18 protein-coding genes are annotated in these 25,500 nt (G+C 72.2%); 3 read left to right on the forward strand and 15 right to left on the reverse strand.

The genetic code is table 11. The annotated features are described in order from the left end of the window. Nucleotide 1 precedes the first annotated feature (1 nt). The 3 genes from rpsP to proS all read right to left on the reverse strand — a co-directional run bounded on the left by rpsP (nucleotide 2) and on the right by proS (nucleotide 2,769). Nucleotides 2-445 carry a 30S ribosomal protein S16 gene (gene rpsP, locus NQU54_RS14505; protein ID WP_069866434.1) on the reverse strand — a complete coding sequence of 148 codons (444 nt, stop codon included), beginning with the start codon at nucleotides 443-445 and terminating at the stop codon, nucleotides 2-4. Nucleotides 446-600: 155 nt separating this feature from the next. Continuing rightward, the gene (locus tag NQU54_RS14510; protein WP_167503504.1) at nucleotides 601-1,194 is read right to left on the reverse strand and encodes a hypothetical protein; all 594 of its coding nucleotides are present in this window, start codon (nucleotides 1,192-1,194) and stop codon (nucleotides 601-603) included. Between the two features lie 159 nt (nucleotides 1,195-1,353). After that, a complete protein-coding gene (proS, locus tag NQU54_RS14515) occupies nucleotides 1,354-2,769 on the reverse strand; it encodes a proline--tRNA ligase (protein ID WP_257631423.1) in 1,416 nt (471 codons plus the stop codon). A gap of 314 nt (nucleotides 2,770-3,083) precedes the next feature. Between proS and NQU54_RS14520 the strand changes: the two genes are divergently transcribed. Next, on the forward strand, nucleotides 3,084-3,995 hold the full coding sequence (locus tag NQU54_RS14520) for a methyltransferase domain-containing protein (RefSeq protein ID WP_257631424.1): 912 nt from the start codon (nucleotides 3,084-3,086) through the stop codon (nucleotides 3,993-3,995). 129 nt (nucleotides 3,996-4,124) lie between these two features. Here NQU54_RS14520 and ffh read toward each other — a convergent pair whose 3' ends face one another. From ffh to nsdA, 5 genes are all read right to left on the reverse strand, one after another. Continuing rightward, the gene (gene ffh / locus NQU54_RS14525; protein WP_257631425.1) at nucleotides 4,125-5,675 is read right to left on the reverse strand and encodes a signal recognition particle protein; all 1,551 of its coding nucleotides are present in this window, start codon (nucleotides 5,673-5,675) and stop codon (nucleotides 4,125-4,127) included. A 472-nt stretch (nucleotides 5,676-6,147) separates the two neighbouring features. Further along, complete coding sequence (locus NQU54_RS14530; RefSeq protein WP_257631426.1) at nucleotides 6,148-8,685, reverse strand: [protein-PII] uridylyltransferase; 2,538 nt, start codon at nucleotides 8,683-8,685, stop codon at nucleotides 6,148-6,150. 85 nt (nucleotides 8,686-8,770) lie between these two features. After that, nucleotides 8,771-9,109 (reverse strand): P-II family nitrogen regulator, encoded by a 339-nt coding sequence (locus NQU54_RS14535; RefSeq protein ID WP_069866445.1) that lies wholly within the window; start codon nucleotides 9,107-9,109, stop codon nucleotides 8,771-8,773. Further along, nucleotides 9,106-10,398: an ammonium transporter gene (locus NQU54_RS14540; protein WP_257631427.1), complete on the reverse strand. Its 1,293-nt coding sequence runs from the start codon at nucleotides 10,396-10,398 to the stop codon at nucleotides 9,106-9,108. The genes NQU54_RS14535 and NQU54_RS14540 overlap by 4 nt, the downstream gene beginning before the upstream one ends. Nucleotides 10,399-10,605: 207 nt before the next feature. Continuing rightward, nucleotides 10,606-12,120 (reverse strand): transcriptional repressor NsdA, encoded by a 1,515-nt coding sequence (gene nsdA / locus NQU54_RS14545; protein ID WP_257631428.1) that lies wholly within the window; start codon nucleotides 12,118-12,120, stop codon nucleotides 10,606-10,608. Nucleotides 12,121-12,571: 451 nt separating this feature from the next. Between nsdA and NQU54_RS14550 the strand changes: the two genes are divergently transcribed. Continuing rightward, nucleotides 12,572-13,240, forward strand: a complete 669-nt coding sequence (locus tag NQU54_RS14550; RefSeq protein ID WP_257631429.1) for a bifunctional DNA primase/polymerase — start codon at nucleotides 12,572-12,574, stop codon at nucleotides 13,238-13,240. A 137-nt stretch (nucleotides 13,241-13,377) separates the two neighbouring features. On the opposite strand, the gene ftsY is transcribed toward NQU54_RS14550, so the two are convergent. The 5 genes from ftsY to NQU54_RS14575 all read right to left on the reverse strand — a co-directional run bounded on the left by ftsY (nucleotide 13,378) and on the right by NQU54_RS14575 (nucleotide 18,550). After that, nucleotides 13,378-14,595: a signal recognition particle-docking protein FtsY gene (gene ftsY, locus NQU54_RS14555; protein WP_257631430.1), complete on the reverse strand. Its 1,218-nt coding sequence runs from the start codon at nucleotides 14,593-14,595 to the stop codon at nucleotides 13,378-13,380. Nucleotides 14,596-14,629: 34 nt separating this feature from the next. Further along, nucleotides 14,630-15,280 carry a response regulator gene (locus NQU54_RS14560; RefSeq protein ID WP_069866454.1) on the reverse strand — a complete coding sequence of 217 codons (651 nt, stop codon included), beginning with the start codon at nucleotides 15,278-15,280 and terminating at the stop codon, nucleotides 14,630-14,632. 306 nt (nucleotides 15,281-15,586) lie between these two features. Further along, the gene (locus NQU54_RS14565) at nucleotides 15,587-17,719 is read right to left on the reverse strand and encodes a sensor histidine kinase (protein ID WP_257631431.1); all 2,133 of its coding nucleotides are present in this window, start codon (nucleotides 17,717-17,719) and stop codon (nucleotides 15,587-15,589) included. Between the two features lies 1 nt (nucleotide 17,720). Next, a complete protein-coding gene (locus NQU54_RS14570; RefSeq protein ID WP_257631432.1) occupies nucleotides 17,721-18,020 on the reverse strand; it encodes a hypothetical protein in 300 nt (99 codons plus the stop codon). 131 nt (nucleotides 18,021-18,151) lie between these two features. Next, nucleotides 18,152-18,550 carry a YqxI family protein gene (locus NQU54_RS14575; protein WP_257631433.1) on the reverse strand — a complete coding sequence of 133 codons (399 nt, stop codon included), beginning with the start codon at nucleotides 18,548-18,550 and terminating at the stop codon, nucleotides 18,152-18,154. Nucleotides 18,551-18,754: 204 nt separating this feature from the next. Between NQU54_RS14575 and NQU54_RS14580 the strand changes: the two genes are divergently transcribed. Next, nucleotides 18,755-19,741: an LLM class flavin-dependent oxidoreductase gene (locus tag NQU54_RS14580; RefSeq protein ID WP_257631434.1), complete on the forward strand. Its 987-nt coding sequence runs from the start codon at nucleotides 18,755-18,757 to the stop codon at nucleotides 19,739-19,741. A gap of 43 nt (nucleotides 19,742-19,784) precedes the next feature. Here the strand turns inward: NQU54_RS14580 and NQU54_RS14585 are convergent, their stop codons facing one another. Together NQU54_RS14585 and NQU54_RS14590 are read right to left on the reverse strand one after the other, a co-directional pair. Beyond that, entirely contained in the window at nucleotides 19,785-21,203 is a 1,419-nt protein-coding gene (locus NQU54_RS14585) for a sugar porter family MFS transporter (protein WP_099015077.1), read from the reverse strand. A gap of 216 nt (nucleotides 21,204-21,419) precedes the next feature. Beyond that, nucleotides 21,420-25,316, reverse strand: a complete 3,897-nt coding sequence (locus NQU54_RS14590; RefSeq protein WP_257631435.1) for an SMC hinge domain-related protein — start codon at nucleotides 25,314-25,316, stop codon at nucleotides 21,420-21,422. Nucleotides 25,317-25,500: the final 184 nt, after the last annotated feature.

Here is a 25,500-nt window from a genome sequence, read left to right on the forward strand (position 1 = left end):
CTCAGGCCTCGGTCGAGGCGGTGGACTCAGCGGACTCGGCCGCCTCGTCCGACTTCTTGTCGGCCTTCTTCGCCTTCGGGGTGATCGCCTCACCCTTCGGCTCATCACCGGCGTCCTTGGCGGCCGCCTCGAACAGGGCGCGCTTGTCGGCCTTCGGCTCGGCGACCTTCATCGGAGCCGGGGCGGGCAGACCCTTGAACTGCTGCCAGTCGCCGGTGACCTTCAGGATGGCCAGCACCGGCTCGGTCGGCTGCGCGCCGACCTTCAGCCAGTGCTGCACACGCTCCGAGTCGACCTCGATGCGCGACGGGTTCTGCACCGGGTGGTACAGACCGATCTCCTCGATCGCCCGGCCGTCACGGCGGGTGCGGGAGTCGGCGACGACGATGCGGTAGTGAGGCGAACGGATCTTGCCCAGACGCTTCAGCTTGATCTTGACTGCCACGGGAGTGGTGTCTCCTGGTCTTGACGTGGTTGAGCACTGCGACGTGCCGCGTGGGGTTGCGGTACCCGAGTGCCCGATGGACGCGTCAGCCGGAGGAGAGAGGGGTCCTGGTCGACTGTCGAGTACAGCAGACCATTGTGCCACACCGTGACCGGTCAGCCGACCGCGGCCACCGGCTCCGGAATACGGAAGGGCTTACCGCATCCTCCGCACACGATCGGCGCCTGGGCCAGCACCGACGGGACGACCCGGACATTGCGCCCGCAGTCGCACACCGCCTTGACCCGCACCCCGCCACCGGACGAGCCGTGCCGCGCGGCGGGCCCGCGGAAGGTGCGGGAGGTCTCGGCGGTCGTCGCCACGGTGTGCGCCTTGAGCGCGCGCTGGAGGCGGTCGATCGTGGTCCGGTAGCGCTTTCTCGCCTCGGGGCTGAGGGTGACCAGCGAGAAGCCGCTGCTGGGATGCGGCTCATCCGGGTGGTCAAGCCCCAGCTCCTCGGCGACCGCCAGGAACCGGCGGTTGTGGTAGCGGCCGGCGCGTGAGGTGTCACGGACACCGCGGGCAGCGGCGATCCCATGAACTGCCTCATGCAGCAGCCGTTCGAAGGAGAGCTCGGCGCCACATGCGGACGACGACTCTCCGATCAGCGATTCGGGCGCGGCTAGATCCGGCAGCTCGGGGTGGTGCCGTTGAATATCGGCCCACGCCTGTGCCAGCTCTGCGGCGAGAACAGGTGGTGTCGTGCTCACGTCGTGCTAACGAGCAGGACCGTCCCGGTGTTCCGATTCCGGGCCATCCCAAATAATTTGCACGTACCAGTCAGTTCACGGTGATGTACGACGACGAGGGGCGGGTGCGTAAATCTGTGGATGAGCCACGCACCGCGCACCAAGCCGGTACGTACCGGTTCAGTAAGCCCGCGCGACGAACGCGACGTTACCGGGAGCGTCATCGGCGTCCGGCACCGCCCCGTCCTCGGTGACCAGACACCGGACGGATACGGACCGCTCGGCGAGCGCCGCCTCGCCCTCGGGCCCCAGGTCCGCCCACCGGATACGGGCCCAGCCGCCCGCCGCCGCGGCCTCGGCGGCCTCCTCCATGGTCGTCACGTCCGTGGTGCGCGCCTTACGGCGCTCACGGGCCTGCCGCAGCAGCAGCGCCTGGTCCTCCTCCAGGACCTTGGGCAGCAGCTCCGGCAGCAGCTCGGCGCGCACCGGCTCCTTGCCGCCGGGGATCCGCCGGGCCACCATCGCGGTGCCGCCCTCCAGGTCGCGCGGGCCGATCTCGACCCGGATGGGGACGCCCTTGAGCTCCCAGTCGACCGCGCGCCGGCCGAAGGGGGTGTCCGTACGGTCGTCGACATGGACCCGCACGCCCGCCGCGGTGAGCAGGTCGCCGACCTCGCGGACCTTGGCGAGCACCGCCTCATCGCCCTTGATCGCCAGCACCACGACCTGGATCGGGGCCAGCCGCGGCGGGATCCGCAGGCCGTTGTCGTCGCCGTGCATCATCACCAGCGCGCCGACCATCCGGGTCGTGCTGCCCCATGAGGTCTGCCAGACCAGCTCCTGCTCGCCGTCCTTGGACAGATAGCTGGTGTGGAAGGCCCTGGCGAAGTTCTGGCCGAGCTCATGGCTGGTGCCCAGCTGGAGCGCCTTGCCGTCACCCATCATCCCTTCGAGGGTGAGGGTGTTGAGGGCGCCCGCGAACCGCTCCCGGGCGGTCTTGCGGCCCAGGACGAGGTCCATCGCCAGGACGTCCTCCATGAACCGGGCGTAGACCTCACGGTGGATCCGGGCGGCGAAGTCCCTGGCGTCCTCGTACGTCGCGTGCGCGGTATGGCCCTCCTGCCACAGGAACTCGGTCGTCCGCAGGAACAGCCGCGGCCGCAGCTCCCAACGCACCACATTGGCCCACTGGTTGATCAGCAATGGCAGATCGCGGTAGCTCTGCACCCACTTGGAGAAGTACTCGTTGACGATCGTCTCGGAGGTGGGCCGGACGACGACCGGCTCCTCGAGCTCCTTACCGCCGCCATGGGTGACGACCGCCAGCTCCGGCGCGAACCCCTCGACGTGATCGGCCTCCCGGGCCAGATACGACTGCGGGATGAAGAGCGGGAAGTACGCGTTCTGGACGCCGACCGCCTTGATGCGGGCGTCCATGTCCTGCTGCATCCGCTCCCACAGCCCGTACCCGTACGGTCGGATGACCATGGTGCCGCGCACCGGGCCGTTGTCGGCCAGCTCGGCCTTGTTGATCACATCCTGGTACCAGCGGGGGAAGTCCTCCACCCGCGGGGTGAGTACGGGAGTCTTGGCCATGGCGCCGATCGTACGGCGGCGGGGTACCGAACCGTGAATCGCGCCAGAACGAGGCGATCACTGCCGGCCACCGCCCGGCGCCGTCCAGCGGCCCGCCGAGGCCAGCGGGCCGGGGGCGGTTCCGGGAGCATGGCGTACGCACAGGTGTGCGGGGGCGCACAAAGGGGGCACGCAAGCACGGCCGTGAAACCTCTGGACGCGGGGACGGATGCGGAGTTCCCTGGCATTTGGGGGTGGGACGTCATAACGCACAACGGCGTATGTGACACCAAATCTGACGACGGCACTGCTCTTCGCTGATTGGGGCCCTTTCGATGACATCCACGCTCGTACGGCGGCACCGACCGCGCCCCTCCTCGTCATGGACGAGGGACGCCCACGCTCGCACCCGCGACTGGGCGGAGATCCAGGAGCGGATGCTGGTCCCGCTGTACGAGGCCGTCTACGAACGGCTGGACGTCGGCGCCGAGACCCATCTGCTGGGCCTGGGCTGCGGCTCCGGGCTCGCCCTCCTCATGGCGGCCGCGCGCGGCGCCACGGTCTGCGGGGTGGACACGGACGAGCCGCGTCTGGACCTCGCTCGCGAGCGGCTGACGGCCCCGCGCGCGCCGGGCGGGAATGGCGGGCCGGGGCGGTCCGCCCGGCTGGGCCCCGGCGGCCCGGAGAGCCCGTGCGTTCAAGAGGCCGCGGCGAACGCGGCCTTCACGGTGGTGACCGCCTTCGAGCCGCTGTCGGCCCTGGACGCGGGAGGCTCGGGGGCCGCGGTGTCCGCGGCGGCATCCACGCTCGCGGCCGCCGCCGCGCGCACCGAGCGCGGCGGGGCCGTGGTGCTCGCCGGATGGGGCCCGCCGGAGCGCTGCGCCACCTCCGGGGTGTTGCGGGTGGGCGCCCGGCTCGCCGATCCGATGTACTCCCCCGGCGAGCGCCGGGAGGAGCCCACGCCCGCGCACTGGCGGCTGTGCGGCCGGGACGACCTGGAGGAGCTGGCCGCGCGGGCCGGGCTGCGGCCCGACGGATCGGGCCGGGTGGCCTGCCCGTTCGGGTACGCCGACATGGACAGCGCGGTGCGCGGGATGCTGTCGACGGGGCTGTTCGACGCGGCGGAGCGGGCCACGGATCCGACCCAGGTCCGTAAGGAGATCACCGAGGCGCTCCATCCGCATCGGCGCGCGGACGGCACGGTGTGGATGCCCAATGTCTTCCGCTATCTGATCTGCCGCGTCTGAACGGGAGCGTCACGTAAAGCCCCTGGAATCCGCCGTGTGCGCGGGGGCCTTACGGTTCGTTCGTACGGACGCCTCGAAGGGCCGGAGCCGTTCGTTCGTACGGACGCCTCGAGCGGGCGCCGGGGCGGCTCAGCCCATGAACTTCTTGAACTCGTCGGGGAGTTCGAAGTCCTTACCGCCCTGCTCACCGCCGGGCAGCCCGAACGCGCCACCCTGCTCGCGGCGCGCCGCGGCGGCCTGCTCCTCGGCCTTGCGCTTCATGGGGTTGCCCGAGCGCTGCTTCCCCTTGGCCTTCTTCTGCTGCTTGCCCTTGCGCTTGGCGCTGCCGCCACCCATGCCAGGCGTACCCGGCATCCCGGGCATTCCCGGCATGCCGCCCTGGGCCATCTTCGACATCATCTTGCGCGCGTCGAAGAACCGCTCCACCAGGTTCTTCACCGCGCTCACCTCGACACCGGAACCGCGGGCGATACGGGCGCGGCGCGAGCCGTTGATGATCGTGGGGTCCTGGCGCTCGGCCGGGGTCATCGACTTGATGATGGCCGCGGTGCGGTCCACATCCCGCTCGTCCAGATTGTTGAGCTGGTCCTTCATCTGGCCCATGCCCGGCAGCATGCCGAGCAGCTTGGAGATGGAGCCCATCTTGCGGACCTGCTCCATCTGCGCCAGGAAGTCGTCGAGCGTGAACTCCTTGGGGCCCTTCGCCAGCTTGGCCGCCATCTTCTCGGCCTCTTGCTGGCTGAAGGTCTGCTCGGCCTTCTCGATCAGGCTGAGCATGTCGCCCATGCCGAGGATGCGGGACGCCATACGGTCCGGGTGGAACGCATCGAAGTCGTCCAGCTTCTCGCCGTTGGAGGCGAACATGATCTGACGGCCGGTGACATGCGCGATGGACAGCGCGGCACCGCCGCGCGCGTCGCCGTCCAGCTTGGAGAGCACCACGCCGTCGAAGCCGACGCCGTCGCGGAACGCCTCGGCGGTGTTCACCGCGTCCTGGCCGATCATCGCGTCGACGACGAAGAGGACCTCGTCCGGGCGGACCGCGTCGCGGATGTCGGCCGCCTGCCGCATCAGCTCCTCGTCGATGCCGAGGCGGCCCGCGGTGTCGACGATCACGACGTCGTGCTGCTTGGTCCGGGCGAACTCGATCGAGTCCTGCGCCACCTTCACCGGGTCGCCGACGCCATTGCCCGGCTCGGGGGCGAAGACGGCGACCTCGGCGCGCTCGGCGACCACCGAGAGCTGATTGACGGCGTTGGGGCGCTGGAGGTCACAGGCGACGAGCAGCGGGGCGTGGCCCTGGGTCTTCAGCCAGCGGCCGAGCTTTCCCGCGAGGGTGGTCTTACCGGCGCCCTGGAGACCCGCGAGCATGATCACTGTCGGCGGCTGCTTGGCGAAGCGGAGGCGCCTCGCCTCACCGCCGAGGATGCCGACCAGCTCATCGTTGACGATCTTGATGACCTGCTGGGCGGGGTTGAGCGCCTGGGAGACCTCCGCGCCGAGGCTCCGCTCCTTGACCTGCTTGATGAACGCCCGGACGACGGGCAGCGCCACGTCGGCCTCTAGGAGGGCGATACGGATCTCGCGTGCCGTGGCGTCGATGTCCGCCTCGCTGAGGCGGCCCTTGCCCCGGAGGTTCTTGAAAGTCGCTGCGAGGCGATCGGAGAGGGTATCGAACACGGTGGTCGCGAATCCTTCGGTCGGATGTCGGGTCGGTGGTCGGCCTCCAAGGGTATCCGGCTGTTGCGGGAACGGTCTGCCCCCGGGCTGGGGGCCGCCCGTCCGGGGGGTGCTTTTCCCCACCCCGCCCCTTCCCGAACCGGGGCTCCGCCCCGGGCCCCGCCGGGGCTGCGCCCCAGACCCCGTTCCGGGGGCTCCGCCCCCGAACCCCCGCCGGGGCTCCGCCCCTGGACCCCGCTCCTCAAACGCCGGAGGGGCTGAAAAGTGGGCCCATACGCCCCGGACCTGCTTCTCAAACGCCAAGCCGCTGGGGGCCCATAAGCCCGGACGCCGCTCCTCGGACACCAGGGCCGCTGGAGGCCCAATACGCCCGTGACTCCGCTCCTCAATCGCCCCAGCGGCCAGGACGTGGGGCCCATACGCGCCGGACCTGTTCTCGGACGCCCGAGAGATAAATCATGGGCCCCGGGCCTCACTGGCCCGGCGTGCCGGTCAGGGTCTGCTCGACCTGCTGGGCGATCTCGGTCGCGTGCAGGGGCTTCAGGGGGGCGCCGGAGGCGTCTGTGACGTAGAAGGCGTCCACCGCGTTGGCGCCGAGGGTGGAGACGTGGGCGCTGCGGACCGCTACTCCGGTGGCTTCCAGGGCGCGGCCGATGCGGTGCAGGAGGCCGGGGGCGTCCTGGGCGCGGACCTCGATCACCGTGGCCAGCTGGGAGCTGCCGGGGGCGACCGTGACCCGTGGTGGTGGGGCGTGCACGCCGTGGCGGCGGGGGTACTTGCGGTAGGCGGCCTCGCGTTCGGCGAGGCGGGCGACGATGTCGAGCGAGCCGTCCAGGGCGCGCAGCAGGTCGTTCCGCAGCCGGGCGGCCTGGGGCAGCGAACCGTATTCGGCCGCCACCCGCCAGCTCAGCAGCAGTACCCCGTCCGCCGCGCCGGCCGTGTCCAGTTCCTTCGGCAGTTCGACGGCGCGCAGATCCGCGGCGCGCACCGTAAGGCGGTGCAGGGCCAGCACACCGGCCGCGGTGGGTAGGACGCCGGGCTGGTCGGGGACGGCGATGAGCAGTTCCACGCCGATCGGTTCGGGGCCGGTGGTGCCCTCCTCCGGTGCCCATTCGGGGCCGCCCGCGTCGCCCGGTGCCAGCGCCTCGGAGCGTGCGTGCAGGGCGAGCACCGGGCCGCCGGTGCGCCATGCCTCGACCGCGAGGCGTTCCTGTTCGGCCGTGGTCCGCTGTGGGGTGGACCAGTCGTCCGCGGGTTCGCCCGCGAGCACCGCCGAGACTCGTTTGACCAGGTCGGCGACGAGGGAGCCGCGCCAGGCGCTCCAGGCCGCAGGGCCGGTGGCGAGCGCGTCGGCCTCGGTGAGGGCGTGCAGCAGCTCCAGGGTGGTGGCGCCGCCGACGGTCTCGGCGACCGAGCGCACCGTGGCCGGGTCGTCCAGGTCGCGGCGGGTTGCGGTCTCGACGAGCAGCAGATGGTGGCGTACGAGGGTGGCGAGCACCGCGACGTCCGCGCGGTCGAAGCCGATGCGGGCGGCGACGTCGCGGGCGATGGTCTCCCCGGCCACCGAGTGGTCACCGGGCCAGCCCTTGCCGATGTCGTGCAGCAGCGCGGCGACCAGCAGCAGATCGGGGCGGCCGACCCGGCGGCTGAGGGCGCTGGCCCGGACCGCGGTCTCGACCAGATGGCGGTCCACGGTCCAGCGGTGGACGGGGTTGCGCTGCGGACGGCAGCGCACCCGCTCCCAGTCCGGCAGCAGCCGGGTGATCAGCCCTTCCGCCTCGAGGGCCTCCCACACCCCGACCGTGGACTCGCCCGCGCCCAGCAGCGTGATCAGCTGCTCCCTGGCCTCGGGCGGCCACGGCACGGGCAGCGGCCGGGCGGCGGCGGACAGCCGCCTTACGGCGTGCAGCGACAGCGGAAGTCCGGCCTGGGCGGCGGCCGCGGCGGCCCGCAGGGGGAGCACGGGGTCGCGGTCGGGGCGCGCGGTGCGGGCCAGCACCACCTCGCCGTCCTGCTCCACCACACCTTCGGCGAGCGGGCTGCGCTCCCCCGCGTCCGGGCCGCTTCCGCCGCCGCGCCCGGCCCGGCCGCCGAGGAGTGCCCGCAGCCGGGGCCGGGTGGCCGAGCGGGCGCGCAGCACCCGCTCGACCTCGCGCCAGGTGACATCGCTCGCGTAGGAGATGATCCGGGCCGATTCGTAGATCTGGCGCAGCAGGGCGTCGGCGTCCAGCAGCCCGAGGACGCCCGCGACCTGGTCCTGCTCCTGGAGCGCGAGGCGCTCGGTGGCACGGCCGGTGGACAGGTGGAGCGCGTCGCGGGCGTCCAGCAGCCGCCCGCGAGCCTCGTCGAGGCCCTCGCGGGGGGCGTCGGCGAGCCAGGAGGCGGCGATGGCGCGCAGCGCGGTGGCGTCGCGGAGCCCGCCGCGGGCCTCCTTCAGATCGGGTTCGAGCAGGAACTGGAGCTCACCGTGGCGCTCGCCGCGCTCCTGGCACAGCGCGTGCAGCTCGGGCAGCCGCCGCGGGGCCTGGGCCCGCCAGTCGGCGAGGACGGTGGTGCGCAGATCGGCGGTGAGCGCCGCGTCGCCCGCGATATGGCGGGCGTCGAGCAGGCCGAGCTGGACCTTGAGATCCTCGGCGGCCGTGCCGCGGGCCTCGTCGGGGGTGCGCACGGAGTGGTCGAGGGCGAGGCCCATGTCCCAGACGGGGTACCAGATGTGGTCGGCGAGCGCGGCGAGGGCCGAGCGGTCGGCGGTGCCGTCGTGCAGCAGCAGCACATCGAGGTCGCTGCGCGGGGAGAGTTCACCGCGTCCGTAGCCGCCGACCGCCACCAGGGCGGCGCCCCGGCCGATCCCCGCGCTCTCCACCCCGCCGGTGAGCAGCGCGGCCAGCCACTGGTCGGTGAGGTCGGCCAGGGCGGAACGGCGCGGCGGCCCGGACCGCGACCCCTCCTGGAGGAGTCGCAGCCGGGCCGCCGCGTAGCCGCCGGGCCCCGAGTCGGTGGTGTCGGTCATGGTCTCGAGGCTTTCCGTCAACTCGGCTCCCTGTCCGCGTGCCACTGGCTGTCCGGATCGTGGCGGGCCCTGAACGGCCGGGCCCTCAGAGGGCGTCCGGGCCGCGCTCCCCGGTGCGCACCCGGACGGCGGTCTCCACGGGGACGCTCCAGACCTTGCCGTCCCCGATCTTTCCGGTGCGGGCCGCCTTGACCACCACGTCGATGAGGTCATCGGCGTCCTCGTCCTCGACCAGCACCTCTATGCGCACCTTGGGCACCAGGTCGACGGTGTACTCCGCGCCCCGGTAGACCTCGGTGTGGCCGCGCTGCCGGCCGTAGCCGCTGGCCTCGGTGACGGTCAGGCCCTGGACGCCGAACGCCTGGAGCGCTTCCTTGATCTCGTCGAGCCGGTGCGGCTTGACCACTGCGGTGATGAGCTTCACGCGTCCACCTTCTTGTTGTGCGGCTTCTGCGGCGCGGACGCGCCCTGGCCCGAGGCGGGCACCGTACTACTGCGGGGCGATGCGCCGACCGCGCTGAAGTCGTAGGCGGTCTCGGCGTGGAACGCCTGGTCGACGCCGCCGAGCTCGTCGTCCTCACTGGCCCGGAAGCCGATGGTGACGTGGATGAGCTTGGCGAGGATCCAGGAGACGACGAAGGAGTAGATCAGCACCGTGAAGGCGCCGAGGGCCTGCCTGCCCAGCTGGGCCGCGCCGCCGACGCCGTCGGTGGCGAGGACGCCGACCAGGAGGGTGCCGATGAGGCCGCCGACCAGGTGCACCCCGACCACGTCGAGCGAGTCGTCGTAGCCCAGCTTGTACTTGAGGCTGACGGCCCAGGAGCAGACGACACCGGCCACCAGGCCGATCACGATGGCGCCCCAGGGGTTCACCGCCGCGCCCGAGGGGGTGATGGCGACCAGGCCCGCGACCGCGCCGGAGGCGGCGCCCAGCGTGGTGAAGGCGCCGTGCCGGATGCGCTCGTAGGCGAGCCAGCCGAGCATGGCGACACCGGTGGCGATCTGGGTGTTGAAGGCCATGTTGGCGGCGGTCCCGTTGGCGGCGAGGGCGGAGCCGGCGTTGAAGCCGAACCAGCCGAACCACAGCAGACCGGAGCCGAGCATCACCAGCGGCAGGTTGTGCGGGCGCATCGGGTCCTTCTTGAAGCCGATGCGCTTGCCGAGCACCAGGGCCACGGCCAGGCCCGCGGCACCCGCGTTGATGTGCACCGCCGTGCCGCCCGCGAAGTCGATGACCTCCCTCTTGAACAGCCAGCCGTCGGCCTGCCAGACCCAGTGCGCGACCGGGAAATAGACGACCGTGGACCACAGCGTGATGAAGAGCGTCCAGGCGCCGAATTTGACGCGGTCGGCGACGGCTCCGCTGATCAGCGCGGGGGTGATCACCGCGAACATCAACTGGAAGAGCGCGAAGGCCAGGACCGGAATCGCGTCGGGCTTCTCGCCCCACAGCGAGGTGGGGTCGATGCCCTTGAAGCCGATGTGGTCGAGATTGCCCAGCAGCCCGCCGCCGATGTCATCGCCGAAGGTGAGCGAGTAGCCGAACAGCACCCACAGCAGCGAGATGACGCCGAGCGAGATGAAGGACATCATCAGCATGTTCAGGGCGCTCTTCACCCGCACCATGCCGCCGTAGAAGAAGGCCAGGCCGGGGGTCATCAGCATCACGAGCGCGGCGCTGATCAATACGAACGCGGTATTTGCGCCATTCAATGTGGACGTCTCCTCGAAACGACGGCCCGTGCGGGCAGGACATCGGGGGGCCGGTATTCGCCTTGAGGTTGGCGCAGCGCCGTTTCAGCCGATGCCACCCGATGTTTCACCGCAGTGACGAAGGACGCGGGAGTGTTACGTGCCGATGAACCGCGGTGGGCGGGGCGGAACCCTCCGTTACCGTGTCGCGATCATCGCCGGGGGTGCTCAGACGGCCCGGCCCGGACCCGTCGTCTCCGGGTTGTCGGGCATGAGAGTGGCCAGCCGCTCCCCGAGGTCGGTGATCTCCGGTACGTCGCCGAACTGGCGCACCGCCGTGTCCACGGTCTTGCGCAGCCGGTTGTTGACCCGCTCCGAACGCACCCGCTTGGCGAGCGGCAGCGCCTCATGGGCGACCGCGGCGGCCCTTTCGGGCTCCTTCTGGAGCAGGTGGACGGTGGCCATCCCGATCAGGTTGAGCGCATACGAACGCTGGGGGCCCGCGTCGTTCTCGGTCTCCTGGCCGAAGAGGCGCACTGCCCTGCGCATCACCGGATCGGCCATCTTGGCGTAGGTGGGGCTGCGGCCGGCGACATAGGCGAGGTCGCGGTAGGAGTGGGCGTTCTCCGCGTTGAGCTCGGCCTCGGAGAAGAAGCGGATCCAGTCCGGGTCGCCGTCGCCCCCGGCGCAATCGGCGAAGCTGTCCTCGGCCATCTTCACCGCGCGATGGCATTTGCTGGGCTGGCCCATGTTGGCGTACGCGCGGGCCTCCATCGCGTACAGCATGGCCTGGGTGCGCGGGGTGGCGTTCTCCCGGCTGCCGTACTGGGCGAGGTGGATCAGCTCCAGCGCGTCGTCGGGCCGCCCGACGTGGATCATCTGGCGGCTCATGCTGGAGAGGATGTACGAGCCGAGGGGGCGGTCCCCTGACTCCTTGGCGGCGTGGAGGGCGAGCACGAAGTACTTCTGCGCGGTGGGCTGGAGCCCGACGTCATAGCTCATCCACCCGGCCAGCTGGGCGAGCTCGCCCGCGACCTTGAACAGCCGCCGGGAGACCGCGTCCGCATGCGGCTCCTGGAGCAGGTCGGTGACCTCGTGCAGCTGGCCGACCACCGCCTTGCGGCGCAGCCCGCCCCCGCACTGGGCGTCCCAGGCGCGGAACATCACGATGGTGGACTCCAGCAGCTCCAGCTCGGGCTCGGAGAGCCGGGAGACCCGGCGGGTGCGCCCGCCGCCCGCCGCCTTGGCGCCGCCGGGCTGCCCGCCCGGCGAGGGCACCAGCCAGCGCTGCATCGGCTCGATGAGGGCGGGGCCCGCGGACAGCCCGAGCGAGGTGCCGAGGAAGCCGCGGCGGGCGAGCATCAGATCGCTGCGGGAGAACTCGCCGATCAGCGCGACCGTTTCGGGCCCGGCCCAGGGAAGATCCACCCCGGACACGGACGGTGACCGGTGGACGGCGCGCAGCCCGAGGTCCTCGATGCCCACCACACAGCCGAAGCGCTCGGAGAACAGCTCGGAGAGAATCTGCGGAATCGGCTCCCGGGGCTGCTCACCATCCAGCCAGCGGCGCACCCGCGAGGTGTCGGTACTGATGTGGTGGGCGCCTAACTGCCGTGCTCTGCGGTTCACTTGGCGCGCCAGCTCCCCCTTCGACCAGCCGCTGCGCACGAACCACGACCCCAATTGCGCATTGGGGCGCTTCCCAGCACCGCCGCCGCCGTCGCCCACCCGGAACGCCCCCATCCCACGAATTTTCCCGGACCGCCACCAGAATGCCGTCTGTCACGGTCAGTTGTCCCCGGGATGAGGCGCATCAACCGTCCGGACGGAGAACGGTCTCATGCCAGTGGCATGTACCGATCCGTAATCCGCCCATCGTCAGCTCGTATTCGAGCGAGCGCCATATCCAGGGACTGTGCACTGAAAGTAATCCTACGATCACGCCTCCGGCGAGGCGGTTCCCGAAAACGCCACCATTCGCCACCCCTTCGAATGAACCCCGTTGCCGTTTCCCACGATTCACTTGACACCAGGGCGACGGGAACAGATGCAGGGGTGCAAGCGGGGGCGCACGGGTCGCGTCCCACCACCTCCGTCACATCGGAGCGCACACCGCCGCGCCCTCATCGGCGACGGAGTGTCATCGCGGCGCTTCGGCTCGTAACCATCGAGAGCGGGACCCGTTGGAGGGGGCATGGACTTCACGATCGGCGGCATCCGGGACATGCGGTCCGGCTCACGACGCCGTGGCCGTACGTCCGAGTCCACGACGGTGGCGGAGTACACCGGTCTGTGGGGCTGGGACGTGGTGCCGGGCGCGCGGGCGACACGGGGCTCGGGGAGCGGCAGAAACGAATGCTCATGCGGTGACCACGGCTGTTCCTCCCCCGGCGCGCATCCGCTGACCTTCACCCCCGGCGTTCCCGCGGGCGCCACCCTGGACGACGCCGCGGCCGCGTGGGAGCGGGTCCCGGGTGCGGCCGTGCTGCTGCCCGTGGGCCGCTCGTTCGACATCCTGGAGGTGTCCGAGTACGCGGGCGGACACGCGCTGGTCCGGCTGGAACGGATGGGGCTGCCCCTCGGCCCGGTGGCCGTCACCCCGCACGGGCGCGCCCAGTTCTTCGTCGCCCCGGGCGCCGCCGCCGAACTCCCCGAGCTGCTGTACCGCATGGGCTGGGACGACGCCGAGCTCGATCTGAACTGCCTCGGCCCGGGCGACCACATCACCGCCCCGCCCTCGGACCTCGGCGGCCTCGGACCGGTCCGCTGGCTGCGCCCGCCGACCCTCGACACCGCGCGTCCGCCGCACGCCCGGCTGGTCCTGGGCACGCTCGCCTATCTGAGCCACCGGGCAGGGGCCTGAGCGGCCGCCCCGTGACACGGGACGCGGGTACGGGCCGGGGCCTGAAACGGCGCCCCTCCTGACGCGAAACGCCGGACGGGCCGGGAGTCAACCCCGGCCCGTCCGGCGCGCTATCGGTACTCCCCCCACCACGGGCCTCAGCCGCCGATCAGCGCGTCGACGAACGCCTCCGGCTCGAACGGCGCGAGATCGTCCGCGCCCTCGCCCAGCCCCACCAGCTTGACCGGGACGTTGAGCTCACGCTGGACCGCGATCACGATGCCGCCCTTGGCGGTGCCGTCCAGCTTGGTCAGCACGATGCCGGTGATGTCCACCACCTCGGCGAACACCCGCGCCTGCACCAGGCCGTTCTGCCCGGTCGTGGCGTCGAGGACGAGCAGCACCTCGTCGACCGCGCCGTGCTTCTCCACGACCCGCTTGACCTTGCCCAGCTCGTCCATCAGACCCGTCTTGGTGTGCAGCCGCCCGGCGGTGTCGATCAGGACGACATCCGCGCTCTCGGTGATGCCCTCCTTCACGGCGTCGAAGGCCACCGACGCCGGGTCGCCGGCCTCCGGCCCGCGCACCGTACGGGCACCGACCCGCTCGCCCCAGGTCTGGAGCTGATCGGCGGCGGCCGCGCGGAAGGTGTCGGCCGCGCCGAGCACCACCGACTTGCCGTCGGCCACGAGCACCCGGGCCAGCTTGCCCGTCGTGGTGGTCTTACCGGTGCCATTGACGCCGACGACCATGACGACGCCCGGCTTCTCCTCGCCGTTCACGCCCACACCGCTCTCGGTGTGCACCGAACGGTCGGCCTCGGTGCCGATGAGGCGCAGCAACTCCTCCCGCAGCAGCCCGCGCAGCTCGTCGGGGGTACGGGTACCGAGCACCTTGACGCGCTCCCGCAGCCGCTCGACCAGCTCCTGGGTCGGCGCCACACCGACGTCCGCAGTCAGCAGCGTGTCCTCGATCTCCTCCCAGGTGTCGTCGTCGAGGTGCTCCCGGGACAGCAGCGTCAGCAGCCCCTTGCCCAGAGTGGTCTGGGAACGGGACAGCCGGGCGCGCAGCCGCACCAGCCGGCCGGCGGTCGGCTCCGGGACCTCGATCGGCGGGACCTCGGGGGCGGGTGCCTCCGCGGTGGCGGCCGGGGCCCCGGCCCCCGGAAGATCCACCTCCTCGATGGTTCTGCGTGGTTCCTCACGCGGGGTTTCGGCCTCCTCGCCGACGTGCGGTTCGGCGGGCGGCGCGGTGACGGTGGGGCTGCTGGGCGGGGGCGGGGGCAGCCGCTTCTTCTTGCGGCCGCTGATCACGAGCCCGCTGATCGCGGCAACCGCGACCACAGCGATGACTACGGCAAGGATGAGGTATTCCATAACGCCCCCAGTATCAGCCACGAGGGGAAGCGAGTCATTCGCCTCCCAGACCGGCCTGCCGGGCGCGCACGATCGCCTGCGCGCGGTCGTGCACCTGGAGCTTGGCGAAGATCGAGCCGACATGATTGCGCACCGTCTTGTCCGTCACCACCAGCCGCTGGGCGATCTGGCGATAGCCCAGTCCGGCCGCGAGCAGATCCAGCACCTCCCGCTCCCGGGCGGTCAGGGTCGGGAACGCCTCCTTCGCGGACGCCGAACCGGAGGCCCCGACCAGCGCCCCGAGCCGCTCGGCCATCCGCGGGCTGAAGATCGCGCCGCCGCGCGCCACGGTGTGCAGCGCCCGCAGGATCTCGTCCCGGCCCGCGCCCTTGAGGAGATAGCCACGGGCCCCGGCGCGCACGGCGGCCAGCAGACTGTCGTCGTCCTCGGACATCGTCATGACCAGCACCCGGGTCTCGGGGTGATCGCACAGAATCCGCCGGGTCGCCTCCAGCCCCGACCGGCCCGGCAGGCCCAGGTCCATGACCACCAGATCCGGCTCGGTACGCACGGCCTCGGCTATCGCGCCGTCCGCGCAGGCCGCCTGACCGACGACGGCGAAAGCGTCGTCGAGGTTCACGGCGGCGGCCAAGCCCTCCCGGAAAAGGGGATGGTCGTCCACCAGCAACACCCGCCACTGCGCCACGCTTCGCTCCCTTCTTTTTTGAGGCTCGGTTCGCCTCCGGGGCGCTTGTGTCACTGTCGACGGTCGACCGTGCTCGGCCCCTCGTTCCTCGGGCCCTCCGCGCGCTCTCCCTTTCGACAGTGACGCGCCCCTTCGGCTCGCCCCCAGCTACCGCTGGGAGGTGCCCCCGGCCGGTAAGACCAAGCGCCCGGATGCTCTACGGCACCCTGCGGCTTGCCCAGTTGCCGATGGGTGCCGGTACGACCAAGCGCCCGAAGGCTCCAAGGCACCCGTAACTCGCCCCAAGGCGGCTGGCACCCAAGATTCCTAAGGCGCCCTGCTCACCGGTCTGCTCGTCTTGAGCAGTGCCCGGCACGCCTCGTGTCCCGTGGGCTTCCTGCGCTCCTCGGGGTTGCCGTGCTCGCCGGGCCCGGCCAGTGGCAGCACCGCGTGCACCACCGTGCCGGTCTCCGATCCGGTCACCGAGCAGGAGCCGCCGATCTCCTCGGCGCGTTCGGTGACCGAGGCGAGGCCGACACCGGGCACCGCGGTCTCGCGCAGTCCGCTCCCGTCGTCGGTGACCTTGACCTCGAGCGTGTCCGGGCCCGCGGTCAGCTCGACGCTCACCTGGCGGGCCCGGGCGTGTCGTACGGCGTTGGTCAGCGACTCCGCGGCGATCCGGTACGCGGCCGTCTCGACGCCGGGCGCCAGCGGGGGCAGCGCCGCGGGGCGGCTGGCCACGCCGACCCGCAGGCCGTCGACGCCCAGCCGGTGCGCCAGGTCCCGTACCGCACCGGCCAGTCCGCGCTCCGCCAGCGCGGCCGGGGCCAGGCCCGCGATGATGCGGCGCACCTCGACCAGGGCCTCGGCGAGCGTCTCGGCGGCCTCGCACAGCTGGGGGGTGGCGGGGTGACCGGGCGGGCAGGAGGTCTGTGCGATGTCCAGGCGCAGCCTTACGGCGGCCAGTTGGGGGCCGAGTCCGTCGTGGATCTCCCGGCGCAGCCGGCGGCGTTCCTGTTCACGGGCGAGCACCAGGCGCTCGCGGGCGGCCTGGGCCTCCTCGGCCAGGCGCAGCGCGGCGAGCGCGGGGGCGGCCTGGTCGGCGAGGACGGAGAGCAGCCCGCTGTCGCGTTCGGCCGGGGTGCCGGAGCCGTCGCGGGAGACCTCCAGACGGCCGACGGTGCGGCCGTGGTGGCGCAGCAGGAACGTCTGGACCGGGCCGGTCAGCGGGGCCCCCGCGGAGGCCAGCCGCCGGGGCCCGGCGCGGGTGTCGACGCTGACGGCGGCGCCCGAGACGCCGAGGTCCTCCACGGCGCTGCGGCAGATCTGCTGCGGCACCTCGCCGGGGTGCGGGGCCTGCTGGAGGCGTACGGCGAGGGCGCTCACGGCCTCGTGCGGGCGGGCCCTGGGCTCGTAGAAGGCGCGCTCGACGCAGAGGGTGAGCCAGCGGGCGCTGGGCCGCAGCCCCCAGCCCAGCACCAGGGCGCATCCGGCGGTGATCGTGGTGGCCCCGCTCCGTACCGAGGGCAGTCCGGCCTGGACGGCGACGACCGTGCAGACCACCACGGCGGCCAGGGAGGTGAGGACGAAGGCGCGGGCGAGGCGGTGGCTGGTGGAGCGGTCCAGCCGCCATATGCCGGTGCGGGCGACGCCGAGGCAGATCGCGGCGGCCCATACGGCGCTGCCGGCGGTGCGGGCCACGATGGTGGGCACGCCCTCGCCCCACTGGGACAACAGGAGCGAGACGCAGGCGGGGTAGGCGGCGGCCAGCAGCGCCCAGTCGCGCCGCTCGGCGCCGCGCGAGAGGGCGGCGCGGCAGCACAGGGCGGCGGTCACGGCCGCGGCGACGCTGCGCAGCACCCAGGGTTCGGCCTCGGCGTAGGCGTCGAGGTGGTCGAAGGCCCACTGGCCGCCCGCGGTGGCGAACGCGGGGTTGGACACGGAGCCCACCCGGGGCTCGCTGATCAGCCAGAGCCCCGCGAACCCCAGCCAGTAGCCGGACGCGCCCAGGCTGATCACCCACCACTGCCACCGCCTGCGCCCGCCCCGCGGGAAGAGCCACAGCGGCAGCAGCAGCACGGTCAGCGGGCGGCAGGCCATCTTGGCGGCGGCGAGCAGCAGGGACAGTACGGCGCCGGTGGTGCCCAGGTCGGCCAGGCCCAGCAGTCCGGCCGCGGCCGAGGGCAGCAGCCACAGGCCGCCCGCCACCAGCAGGACGCCGCCGTAGCGCCGGGCCGAGCGCTCGGCCAGCAGCAGCACTCCGACGCCGAGCACCGGGACGCCCACGGCGACCCTGGTGAGCACGGCGGCGCCCCGGGGGTGCGGGTAGGCGAGCGCGAGCCACTGGTCGTTGACCCGCAGCAGCCCGGCCACCCATACGGCCAGGACCACCACGATCAGTGCCGAGGCCCCGCCCGCGGCGCGCACGGCGCGGTCCCTCGGCAGTGCCGCATGGCGCATCTCAGCCGGTGTTCAGGGCGCGCGCCGCGCCGGAGCCGCCGCCTCTGACCCACAGCGTGACGTAGTTGTCGTTGCGGCCGGGGCGGCATTTGTACTCGTCCCACCTGTGCCGTTGGATGCCCGTCTTACCCGCGCGCTTGCAGGCGGCGGTGGTGTCGTAGTGCCCCGCCTCCCGCCAGGCCGTGTCCCCGGACACGGCGGCCGGGGAGGAGGCGGTGGCGGGGGAGGCGGCCGCGGTCCACATGACGGCCCCGGCGCTCAGGCCGAGTGCGATCGCCGTGCGGATTCGGGTAGGGCGCATGGTCGTTCTCCTTGTGTCTCGCCCGAGCACTACCCGCCACCGCGGCCGTGAAGTGCGTAGATGCCCCGGCCCACCCGAACCGGTGACCTCCTAGCACCCCCGTTTCCATCGGCGGCGCCAGGAGGGGGCGCTCACCCCACGAGCAGCAGTACGGCGACGGCGATCGACTCCGCCTCTCCGTAAGGCAGTCCGAATCGCATCAGGACGAGCATGATGGGCTGCGCCGCCCAGACCTCCAGCGTGTCCAGGAAGTTGGCGAGCCGGTGTGCGTAGCGGCGCACCATCGCGGTCTCGCGGGGGCTGAGCCGGCTGAGCAGCTTGGCCAGCAGCGCGCCTCCGTAGTGGAGGGCGACCACCAGCAGCCGCTGCCGGATGAGCCGTGCGGCTTCGGGGTCCGGGCCGGGGCCGGAGAAGAGCGCGGTCTTGGCGGATTCCAGGTCTCCGGGGTCACCGGCGGTGTGCCGGACCCGGTTGATGAGGTCGTCGATGTCTGCCGCGGTGATGAGCGATTCCCCCGTGCTGATCGTCACGCGCCCCTCCTGAGTTGGCGTATGCGGGCTGCGGCCCGGGTTGCGGGCCGGCCCTTACGATCGGCCGCCCCGAGTCCCAGGCGCATGAGTCATCCGTCCCGGCCGTGCCCATTGCGATGGGCCGAACGGCCCATGACAGTGGCGATTTGACGGCCCGTCAGCTACGGTCCGGCTGCCGCATCCTCGACGAAGGAGGACATCCGCATGCCCGTCACGGTCGTACGCCTCAACCTCGTCGATCCCGACGCGACCCCGCGCGGCCTGTCCGAGCGGTACCGCGCCGCCCTCGAGATGGCCGCCTTCGCCGATGAGCGGGGTCTGTCCACCCTCCAGACCGAGGAGCACCACGGGTCCCCCGACAACTGGCTGCCCGCCCCGCTGGCCTTCGCGGGCACGCTGCTGGGCGCCACCCGCCGGATCACCGTCACCGTATCGGCGCTGATCGCGCCGCTGTACGACCCGCTGAGGCTCGCCGAGGACCTCGCCGTGCTGGACCTGGCCAGTGGCGGGCGGCTGATCACGGTGGCGGGGATCGGCTACCGGCCGGAGGAGTACGAGGCCCAGGGCAAGGAGTGGAAGCGGCGCGGCGCGCTTCAGGACGAGGCGCTGGAGACGCTGCTCGCGGCCTGGACGGGCGAGCCCTTCGAACACCGGGGTCGCACGGTCCGGATCACCCCGCGCCCGTACACCCGGCCGCATCCGCCGCTGCTGATCGGCGGCAGTTCCCAGGCGGCGGCCCGCCGCGCGGCCCGCCTGGGCCTGCCGTTCTTCCCCAGCGCCCATCTGCCGGAGCTGGAGGCGTACTACCACGCGCGGCTCGCGGAGTACGGCACCGAGGGCTGGTGTCTGATGCCCCCGGCGGCCACCCCGCTGCTGCATGTGTCCGAGGACCCGGACCGGACCTGGGCACGCCACGGCGGACATCTGCTGTACGAGGCTCGCAGGTACGCCTCCTGGCAGCAGGGCACGGTGCGCTCGGCGGTGCGCTCACGGGCCGAGGACGTGGCGGCGCTGCGCCAGGAGGGCGTCTATCGCATCGTCACGCCCGAGGAGTGCGTGGCGCTGGCGGCGGAGGGCGGCGAGACGGCGAGCCTGGTGCTGCATCCGCTGTGCGGGGGGATGCCGGTCGAGGAGGGCTGGGAGTCCCTGCGGCTGTTCGCGGAACGAGTGCTGCCCCGCCTCAAGGACTGAGGCGGGGCAGTTCTCCGGTACGAGGAGCGGGCGGCGGGGGGATTTAGCCCATCTCCTCCAACGCCTTGCCCTTGGTCTCCGGCACCCACTTGAGGATGAAGGGGATCGAGAGCACGGCGAAGGCCGTGTACATGATGTACGTACCCGACAGGTTCCAGTCCGAAAGGCTCGGGAAGCTGGCGGTGATGGCCCAGTTGGCGATCCACTGGGCGGAGGCGGCGACGCCGAGGGCGGCCGCGCGGATCTTGTTCGGGAACATCTCGCCGAGCAGGACCCAGACCACCACACCCCACGAGAGGGCGAAGAAGAGCACGAAGGCGTGGGCCGCGATCAGCGCCAGGACGCCCTCGGCGTGCGGCAGCTTGCCGTCCACCAGGTGCGCCGAGAAGGCCCAGGCGACCAGGGCGAGGGAGATGGCCATGCCCACGGAGCCGATGAGCGCGAGCGGCTTGCGGCCGATCCGGTCGACGAAGATCATCGCGATCACGGTGCCGAGGATGTTGATGATCGACGTGGTGAAGGAGTAGAAGAACGAGCCGCTCGGGTCCACGCCCACGGACTGCCACAGCGTCGAGGAGTAGTAGAACGCCACGTTGATGCCGACGAGCTGCTGGAAGACCGAGAGCCCGATGCCGATCCAGACGATGGGCAGCAGACCGAACCGCCCGCCGAGGAGGTCCTTGAAGGTGGACTTCTCCTCACTGCGCATGGCCCGGTCGATCTCGGCGACCCGCACATCGAGGTCCACGGTCTTGCCCTCGACCTCCTCCAGGACCTCCTTGGCCTGCTCGGTCCGGCCGACGGAGATCAGGAAGCGGGGGGACTCGGGGATGGCGAAGGACAGCAGCCCGTAGAGGACGGCGGGGATGACCATGACGCCGAGCATCCACTGCCATGCCTCCAGGCCGGCGATCTGGCCGCGCTGCTCGCCGTCGGCGAGGTTGAGGATGCCCCAGTTGACGAGCTGGGAGATGGCGATGCCGACGACGATCGCGGCCTGCTGGAACGAGGCGAGCCGGCCGCGGTAGGCGGGCGGGGCGACCTCGGCGATATAGGCTGGGCCGATCACCGAGGCCATGCCGATGCCGATGCCGCCGAGCACTCGCCAGATCGCCAGGTCCCACAGCGAGAAGGGCAGCGCCGAGCCGACCGCGCTGATCGTGAAGAGGACGGCGGCGATCTGCATGACGCGGATCCGGCCGATCCGGTCGGCTATCCGGCCCGCGGTGGCGGCGCCGATGGCCGAGCCGATCAGGGCGATGGCCACGACCTGGGCGAGGGCCGCGGAGCCGATGTCGTACTTGCCGCGGATGGCTTCGACCGCTCCGTTGATCACCGAGCTGTCGTAGCCGAAGAGAAAGCCGCCCATCGCGGCGGCTGCGGTGATGAAGATGACATGGCCGAGGTGGTCCGGCTGGGCCTTGCGGCCCTCGGCTCCCTCTGCCTGCACGGTGGTGGACAACGTGAACTCCTGACGCCCGTCCGGCAGCGCTGCCGGACGTGGGGGGACGGCTGGCCCTTCCAGCGGAGGCAGCCGAGGCGTCGACCACCACTTGAAGGTAAAAGCAATGTTGCAGAGACTATTCCTTCAAGTTTCGAAGTCAATAGGGTGTGACGAAGAAGTCGTCCCAGCATGCCTGCACAAGCAGCAATGTCTTGACTTCAAGTATTGAAACGGTCACCGCAAGCGCTGGCTGATGACCTTCGAGACGCCATCGCCCTGCATGGAGACGCCGTACAGCGCGTCCGCGACCTCCATCGTGCGCTTCTGGTGGGTGATCACGATCAGCTGGGAAGCCTCCTGGAGCTCCTGCATGATCCGGATCAGCCGCTGGAGGTTGGTGTCGTCGAGCGCCGCCTCGACCTCGTCCATCACATAGAACGGGCTCGGCCTGGCCTTGAAGATCGACACCAGCAGGGCCACGGCGGTCAGCGAACGCTCACCGCCCGAGAGCAGCGACAGCCGCTTGACCTTCTTGCCCGGCGGCCGGGCCTCCACATCCACGCCCGTGGTCAGCATGTTGTCGGGGTCGGTCAGCACCAGCCGCCCCTCCCCGCCCGGGAACAGCCGCGAGAACACACCCTCGAACTCGCGGGCGGTGTCCCGGTACGCCTCGGTGAAGACCTGCTCGACCCGCTCGTCGACCTCCTTGACCACCTGGAGGAGATCGGCCCGGGTCTTCTTGAGGTCCTCCAGCTGCTCGCTCAGGAACTGATGCCGCTCCTCCAGCGCCGCGAACTCCTCAAGCGCCAGCGGATTGACCTTGCCCAGCTGCTGATACGCGCGCTCCGCGGCCTTCAGCCGCTTCTCCTGCTGCGCCCTCACATAGCGCACCGGCTGGTTGCGCGGATGCTCCGGGTCCTCCGGCAGCACCTCGCCCTCGGCGGGCGGGGACGGCGGAACCAGCTGGTCCGGGCCGTATTCGGCGATCAGCCCGGCCGGTTCGACGCCCAGCTCCTCCAGCGCCTTGGACTCCAACTGCTCGATCCGCATCCGCTTCTCCGCCCCCAGCACCTCGCCCCGGTGCACCGAGTCGGTCAGCTTGTCCAGCTCGCTCTTGAGGTCACGCCCATGGCCGCGGGCGGCGTCCAGCTCCCGCTCGCGGTCGGCCTTGGCACGCTCCGCGGCGTCCCGCTCCCGCTCGGCCCGCACCAGCGACACCTCGACATGCGCGAGCAGCTGACGGGCGCCTGAGGCCACCGCGGAGGCCACCTCGGCCTCATGGCGCAGCCGGGCGCGCCGCTCCTCGGCGCGCGCCCGGGCCTCACGCTCGGCGCGCGCACCCCGGTCGAGCGCGTCGGCCCGCCCCGCGAGCCCCTTGACGCGCTCCTCATGCGTACGGACCTGGAGCCGCGCCTCCATCTCGGTCTGCCGGGCGTTGGCGCCGTCGGCCGCCAGCCGGTCCCGTACGGAGGTGTCGGGCTCCTCCGCACCCCCTTCACCCGCGGCGGTTTCCTCCTCCGCCACCGCCAGCCGCTCCGCCAGCTCCTCGGCCTCCTCGGTGGCCCGCTCCAGCGCCTCCTCGGCCCTGGCGACGGCCGCGGCCGACCGCTCGGCCTCCCCGGCGGCCCCGCGCGCCTGCCCGGCCAGCCGGCCCAGGGACTGCGCGACCCTCGACTTCTCCCGGTCCGCCGCGCTCCGGCGGCCCGCGAGCTCCTCGACCAGCGCCAGGCACTCGGCCCGCCGCTCCTTAGCCGCGCGCTGCGCCCCGGCCAGCTCCTCGCACCGTACGGCGAGCCGCTCGAGCTCAGCCGCCGCCTCGTCGACGGACGCCTGCACCTCCAGCAGCGTGGGCGCCCCGGCGGAGCCGCCCTGCGCGAAGTGCGCCCCGAGCAGATCTCCCTCGGCGGTCACGGCCGTCAACTCCGGCCGCCGCACGAGCAGTTCCTCGGCCTCCTCCAGGGTCCCGACCACCACCATGCCGCCGAGCAGCCGCCGTACGGCGGGCAGCAGCGCCGCGGGTCCATCCACCAAGTCCGCCACCCGCGGCGGCCCTTCGCGCCCCGGGTCCCGCTCCCCACCGTCCGGCGCGCTCCCCGCGGGGTGCGGCACCCGCGTGGAGACGGACGGCTCGGACGGCCCCCCGGCGGCGACGACCGTGGTACCGGGCTCCGGATCGAACTGGGGAACGACCGAGCCCGGCGCCGCCGGGGTGGTGACCGATCCCGGCGGGGCCGACCGACCCGGCTCGCCCGGCGCGCTCCCCTCGGCCCGCGCCCCCGGCACGGCGGCGGCGCCGTCCGGTGCGGGCTCGCCGGGAGCGGTGTGCGGTGCGGCGGGGCCGTCCGGCTCCGAGGCGGTGGCCGGGGACGCCGCTCGGTCGGCGTCAGCTGGGAACTCCGCACGACCGGCAGCGGCCGTGGTCAGGAGGAGCGCGGCGCGGCCGGCGTCGTCGGCGCGGAGGAGGCGGATGGCCTCGGCCGCCGCGCGGGGGCCGGTGACGGCGATCGCGTCCGCGGCGGCGCCCAGGGCCGCGGCGACGGGGACCTCGAAGCCCGGGGTGACGGTGAGGAGTTCGGCGGCGGGGCCCAGGAGTCCGCTGAGGCGGCCGGCGGCGGCCAGCAGGGCGCCCGTGCCGTCCTTACGGCGCAGACCGAGGGCGAGGGCGTCATGGCGGGCGGAGGTCGCGGCGCGCTCGCGCTCGGCGGCCGTCGCGGCCTCGCGGGCCGCGCTCAGCGCCGCCTCCGCCTCGGCCAGCTCACGCTTGGCGGCCTCGTGGCGCTCCGCCAATTCCGCGTCATCCGCGTCGAGTCCGTCGACCTCCGCCTTGAGCTGCTCGTACTCCTCCTGCGCTGCGGTCGCCCGGGTCTGCGCCTCATCGCGGGAGGCGGCCAGCCGCTCGATCTCGGCACGCGCCGAACCGGCCCGGCCGCGGGCCGCGTTCACCTGGCCCTGGAGCCGGGCGAGCCCTTCGCGGCGGTCGGCGATGGCGCGGGCCACGTCCTTGAGCCGGCGCTCCTCCTGGGCCAGGCTCCGCTCGAGCTCGGCCCGGTGCTCCACGGTGTCGTCCAGCGCGCGGCTCGCCGCCTCCAGGGCTGCCTCCAGCTCGGCCTCCTGCTCCCGGATGCGGGCCGCCTCGCGCTCCATGTCCTCCGGGTCGCGGCCGCGCCGCTCCTCCCCGGGGGCGGAGGTGGCGCTCTTGACCCGGGCGTCCGCCAGGCTGATCGTGCCGCGCACCCGCTCGGCGAGCTGCGAGAGCTCGTACCAGGTCTGCTGGGCGTCCCTGAGCCGGGGCGCGAGCCGCCGCACCTGCTCCTCCAGCGCCGCCTCGCGCTGCTGTGCGGTGCGCAGCTCGGTCTCGGCGGTCTCCTTGCGCCGCTTGAGCTCGGCCTCGTCGGCGATCTCGGCGCGCAGCGCCTCGCGCAGGGTGACCAGGTCGTCGGCGAGCAGCCGCAGCCGGGCGTCGCGCAGATCGGCCTGGATGACGGCGGCCCGCCGGGCCACCGCGGCCTGCCGGCCGAGCGGTTTGAGCTGGCGGCGCAGCTCGTCGGTGAGATCCTGGACGCGGGCGAGGTTGGCCTGCATCGCGTCCAGCTTGCGCAGCGCCTTCTCCTTGCGCTTGCGGTGCTTGAGGACGCCCGCGGCCTCCTCGATGAAGGCGCGGCGGCCGGTGGGGTCGGCGTGCAGCACCCCGTCGAGCTGGCCCTGCCCGACGATGACGTGCATCTCACGGCCGATGCCGGAGTCGGAGAGCAGTTCCTGGATATCGAGCAGCCGGCAGGTATCCCCATTGATCTGGTATTCGCTGCCGCCGTTGCGGAACATGATCCGGGTAATGGTGACTTCGGCGTAGTCGATGGGCAGCGCGCCGTCGGCGTTGTCGATGGTGAGCGAGACCTCGGCGCGGCCGAGCGGGGGACGGCCGGTGGTCCCGGCGAAGATGACGTCCTCCATCTTCCCGCCGCGCAGGGACTTGGCACCCTGTTCGCCCATGACCCAGGAAAGGGCGTCCACGACATTGGACTTGCCCGAGCCATTGGGGCCGACGACGCAGGTGATACCCGGCTCGAACCGGAGCGTCGTGGCGGAGGCGAAGGATTTGAACCCTCGCAGGGTCAGGCTCTTGAGGTGCACGCCTTTGGACTCTACCCGCCACCCTTCCTCCGGCACCGTCCCATAACGGTGGTGCCGCGCACCCGCCCCGGCTTTTTCTCGGTTTCAGCAATGATCGGTTTCACCGCTGGGAGAGAGGGGCACATCAGTCGGTAAGGGTGGCTCGGAGGCACACTGGGGATACGACGAAGGGACGCCGAGGCGT

This window comes from Streptomyces malaysiensis subsp. samsunensis (assembly GCF_024519315.1).
Taxonomy (GTDB): Bacteria; Actinomycetota; Actinomycetes; order Streptomycetales; family Streptomycetaceae; genus Streptomyces; species Streptomyces malaysiensis.

Excerpts from the sequence above, each read along its gene's own strand:
- proS (WP_257631423.1), bottom strand. The coding sequence starts at position 2,769 with ATGGCCAAGACTCCCGTACTCACCCCGCGGGTGGAGGACTTCCCCCGC.
- NQU54_RS14520 (WP_257631424.1), top strand. The coding sequence starts at position 3,084 with ATGACATCCACGCTCGTACGGCGGCACCGACCGCGCCCCTCCTCGTCA.
- NQU54_RS14530 (WP_257631426.1), bottom strand. The coding sequence starts at position 8,685 with ATGACCGACACCACCGACTCGGGGCCCGGCGGCTACGCGGCGGCCCGG.
- nsdA (WP_257631428.1), bottom strand. The coding sequence starts at position 12,120 with ATGGGGGCGTTCCGGGTGGGCGACGGCGGCGGCGGTGCTGGGAAGCGC.
- NQU54_RS14550 (WP_257631429.1), top strand. The coding sequence starts at position 12,572 with ATGGACTTCACGATCGGCGGCATCCGGGACATGCGGTCCGGCTCACGA.
- ftsY (WP_257631430.1), bottom strand. The coding sequence starts at position 14,595 with ATGGAATACCTCATCCTTGCCGTAGTCATCGCTGTGGTCGCGGTTGCC.
- NQU54_RS14565 (WP_257631431.1), bottom strand. The coding sequence starts at position 17,719 with ATGCGCCATGCGGCACTGCCGAGGGACCGCGCCGTGCGCGCCGCGGGC.
- NQU54_RS14570 (WP_257631432.1), bottom strand. The coding sequence starts at position 18,020 with ATGCGCCCTACCCGAATCCGCACGGCGATCGCACTCGGCCTGAGCGCC.
- NQU54_RS14580 (WP_257631434.1), top strand. The coding sequence starts at position 18,755 with ATGCCCGTCACGGTCGTACGCCTCAACCTCGTCGATCCCGACGCGACC.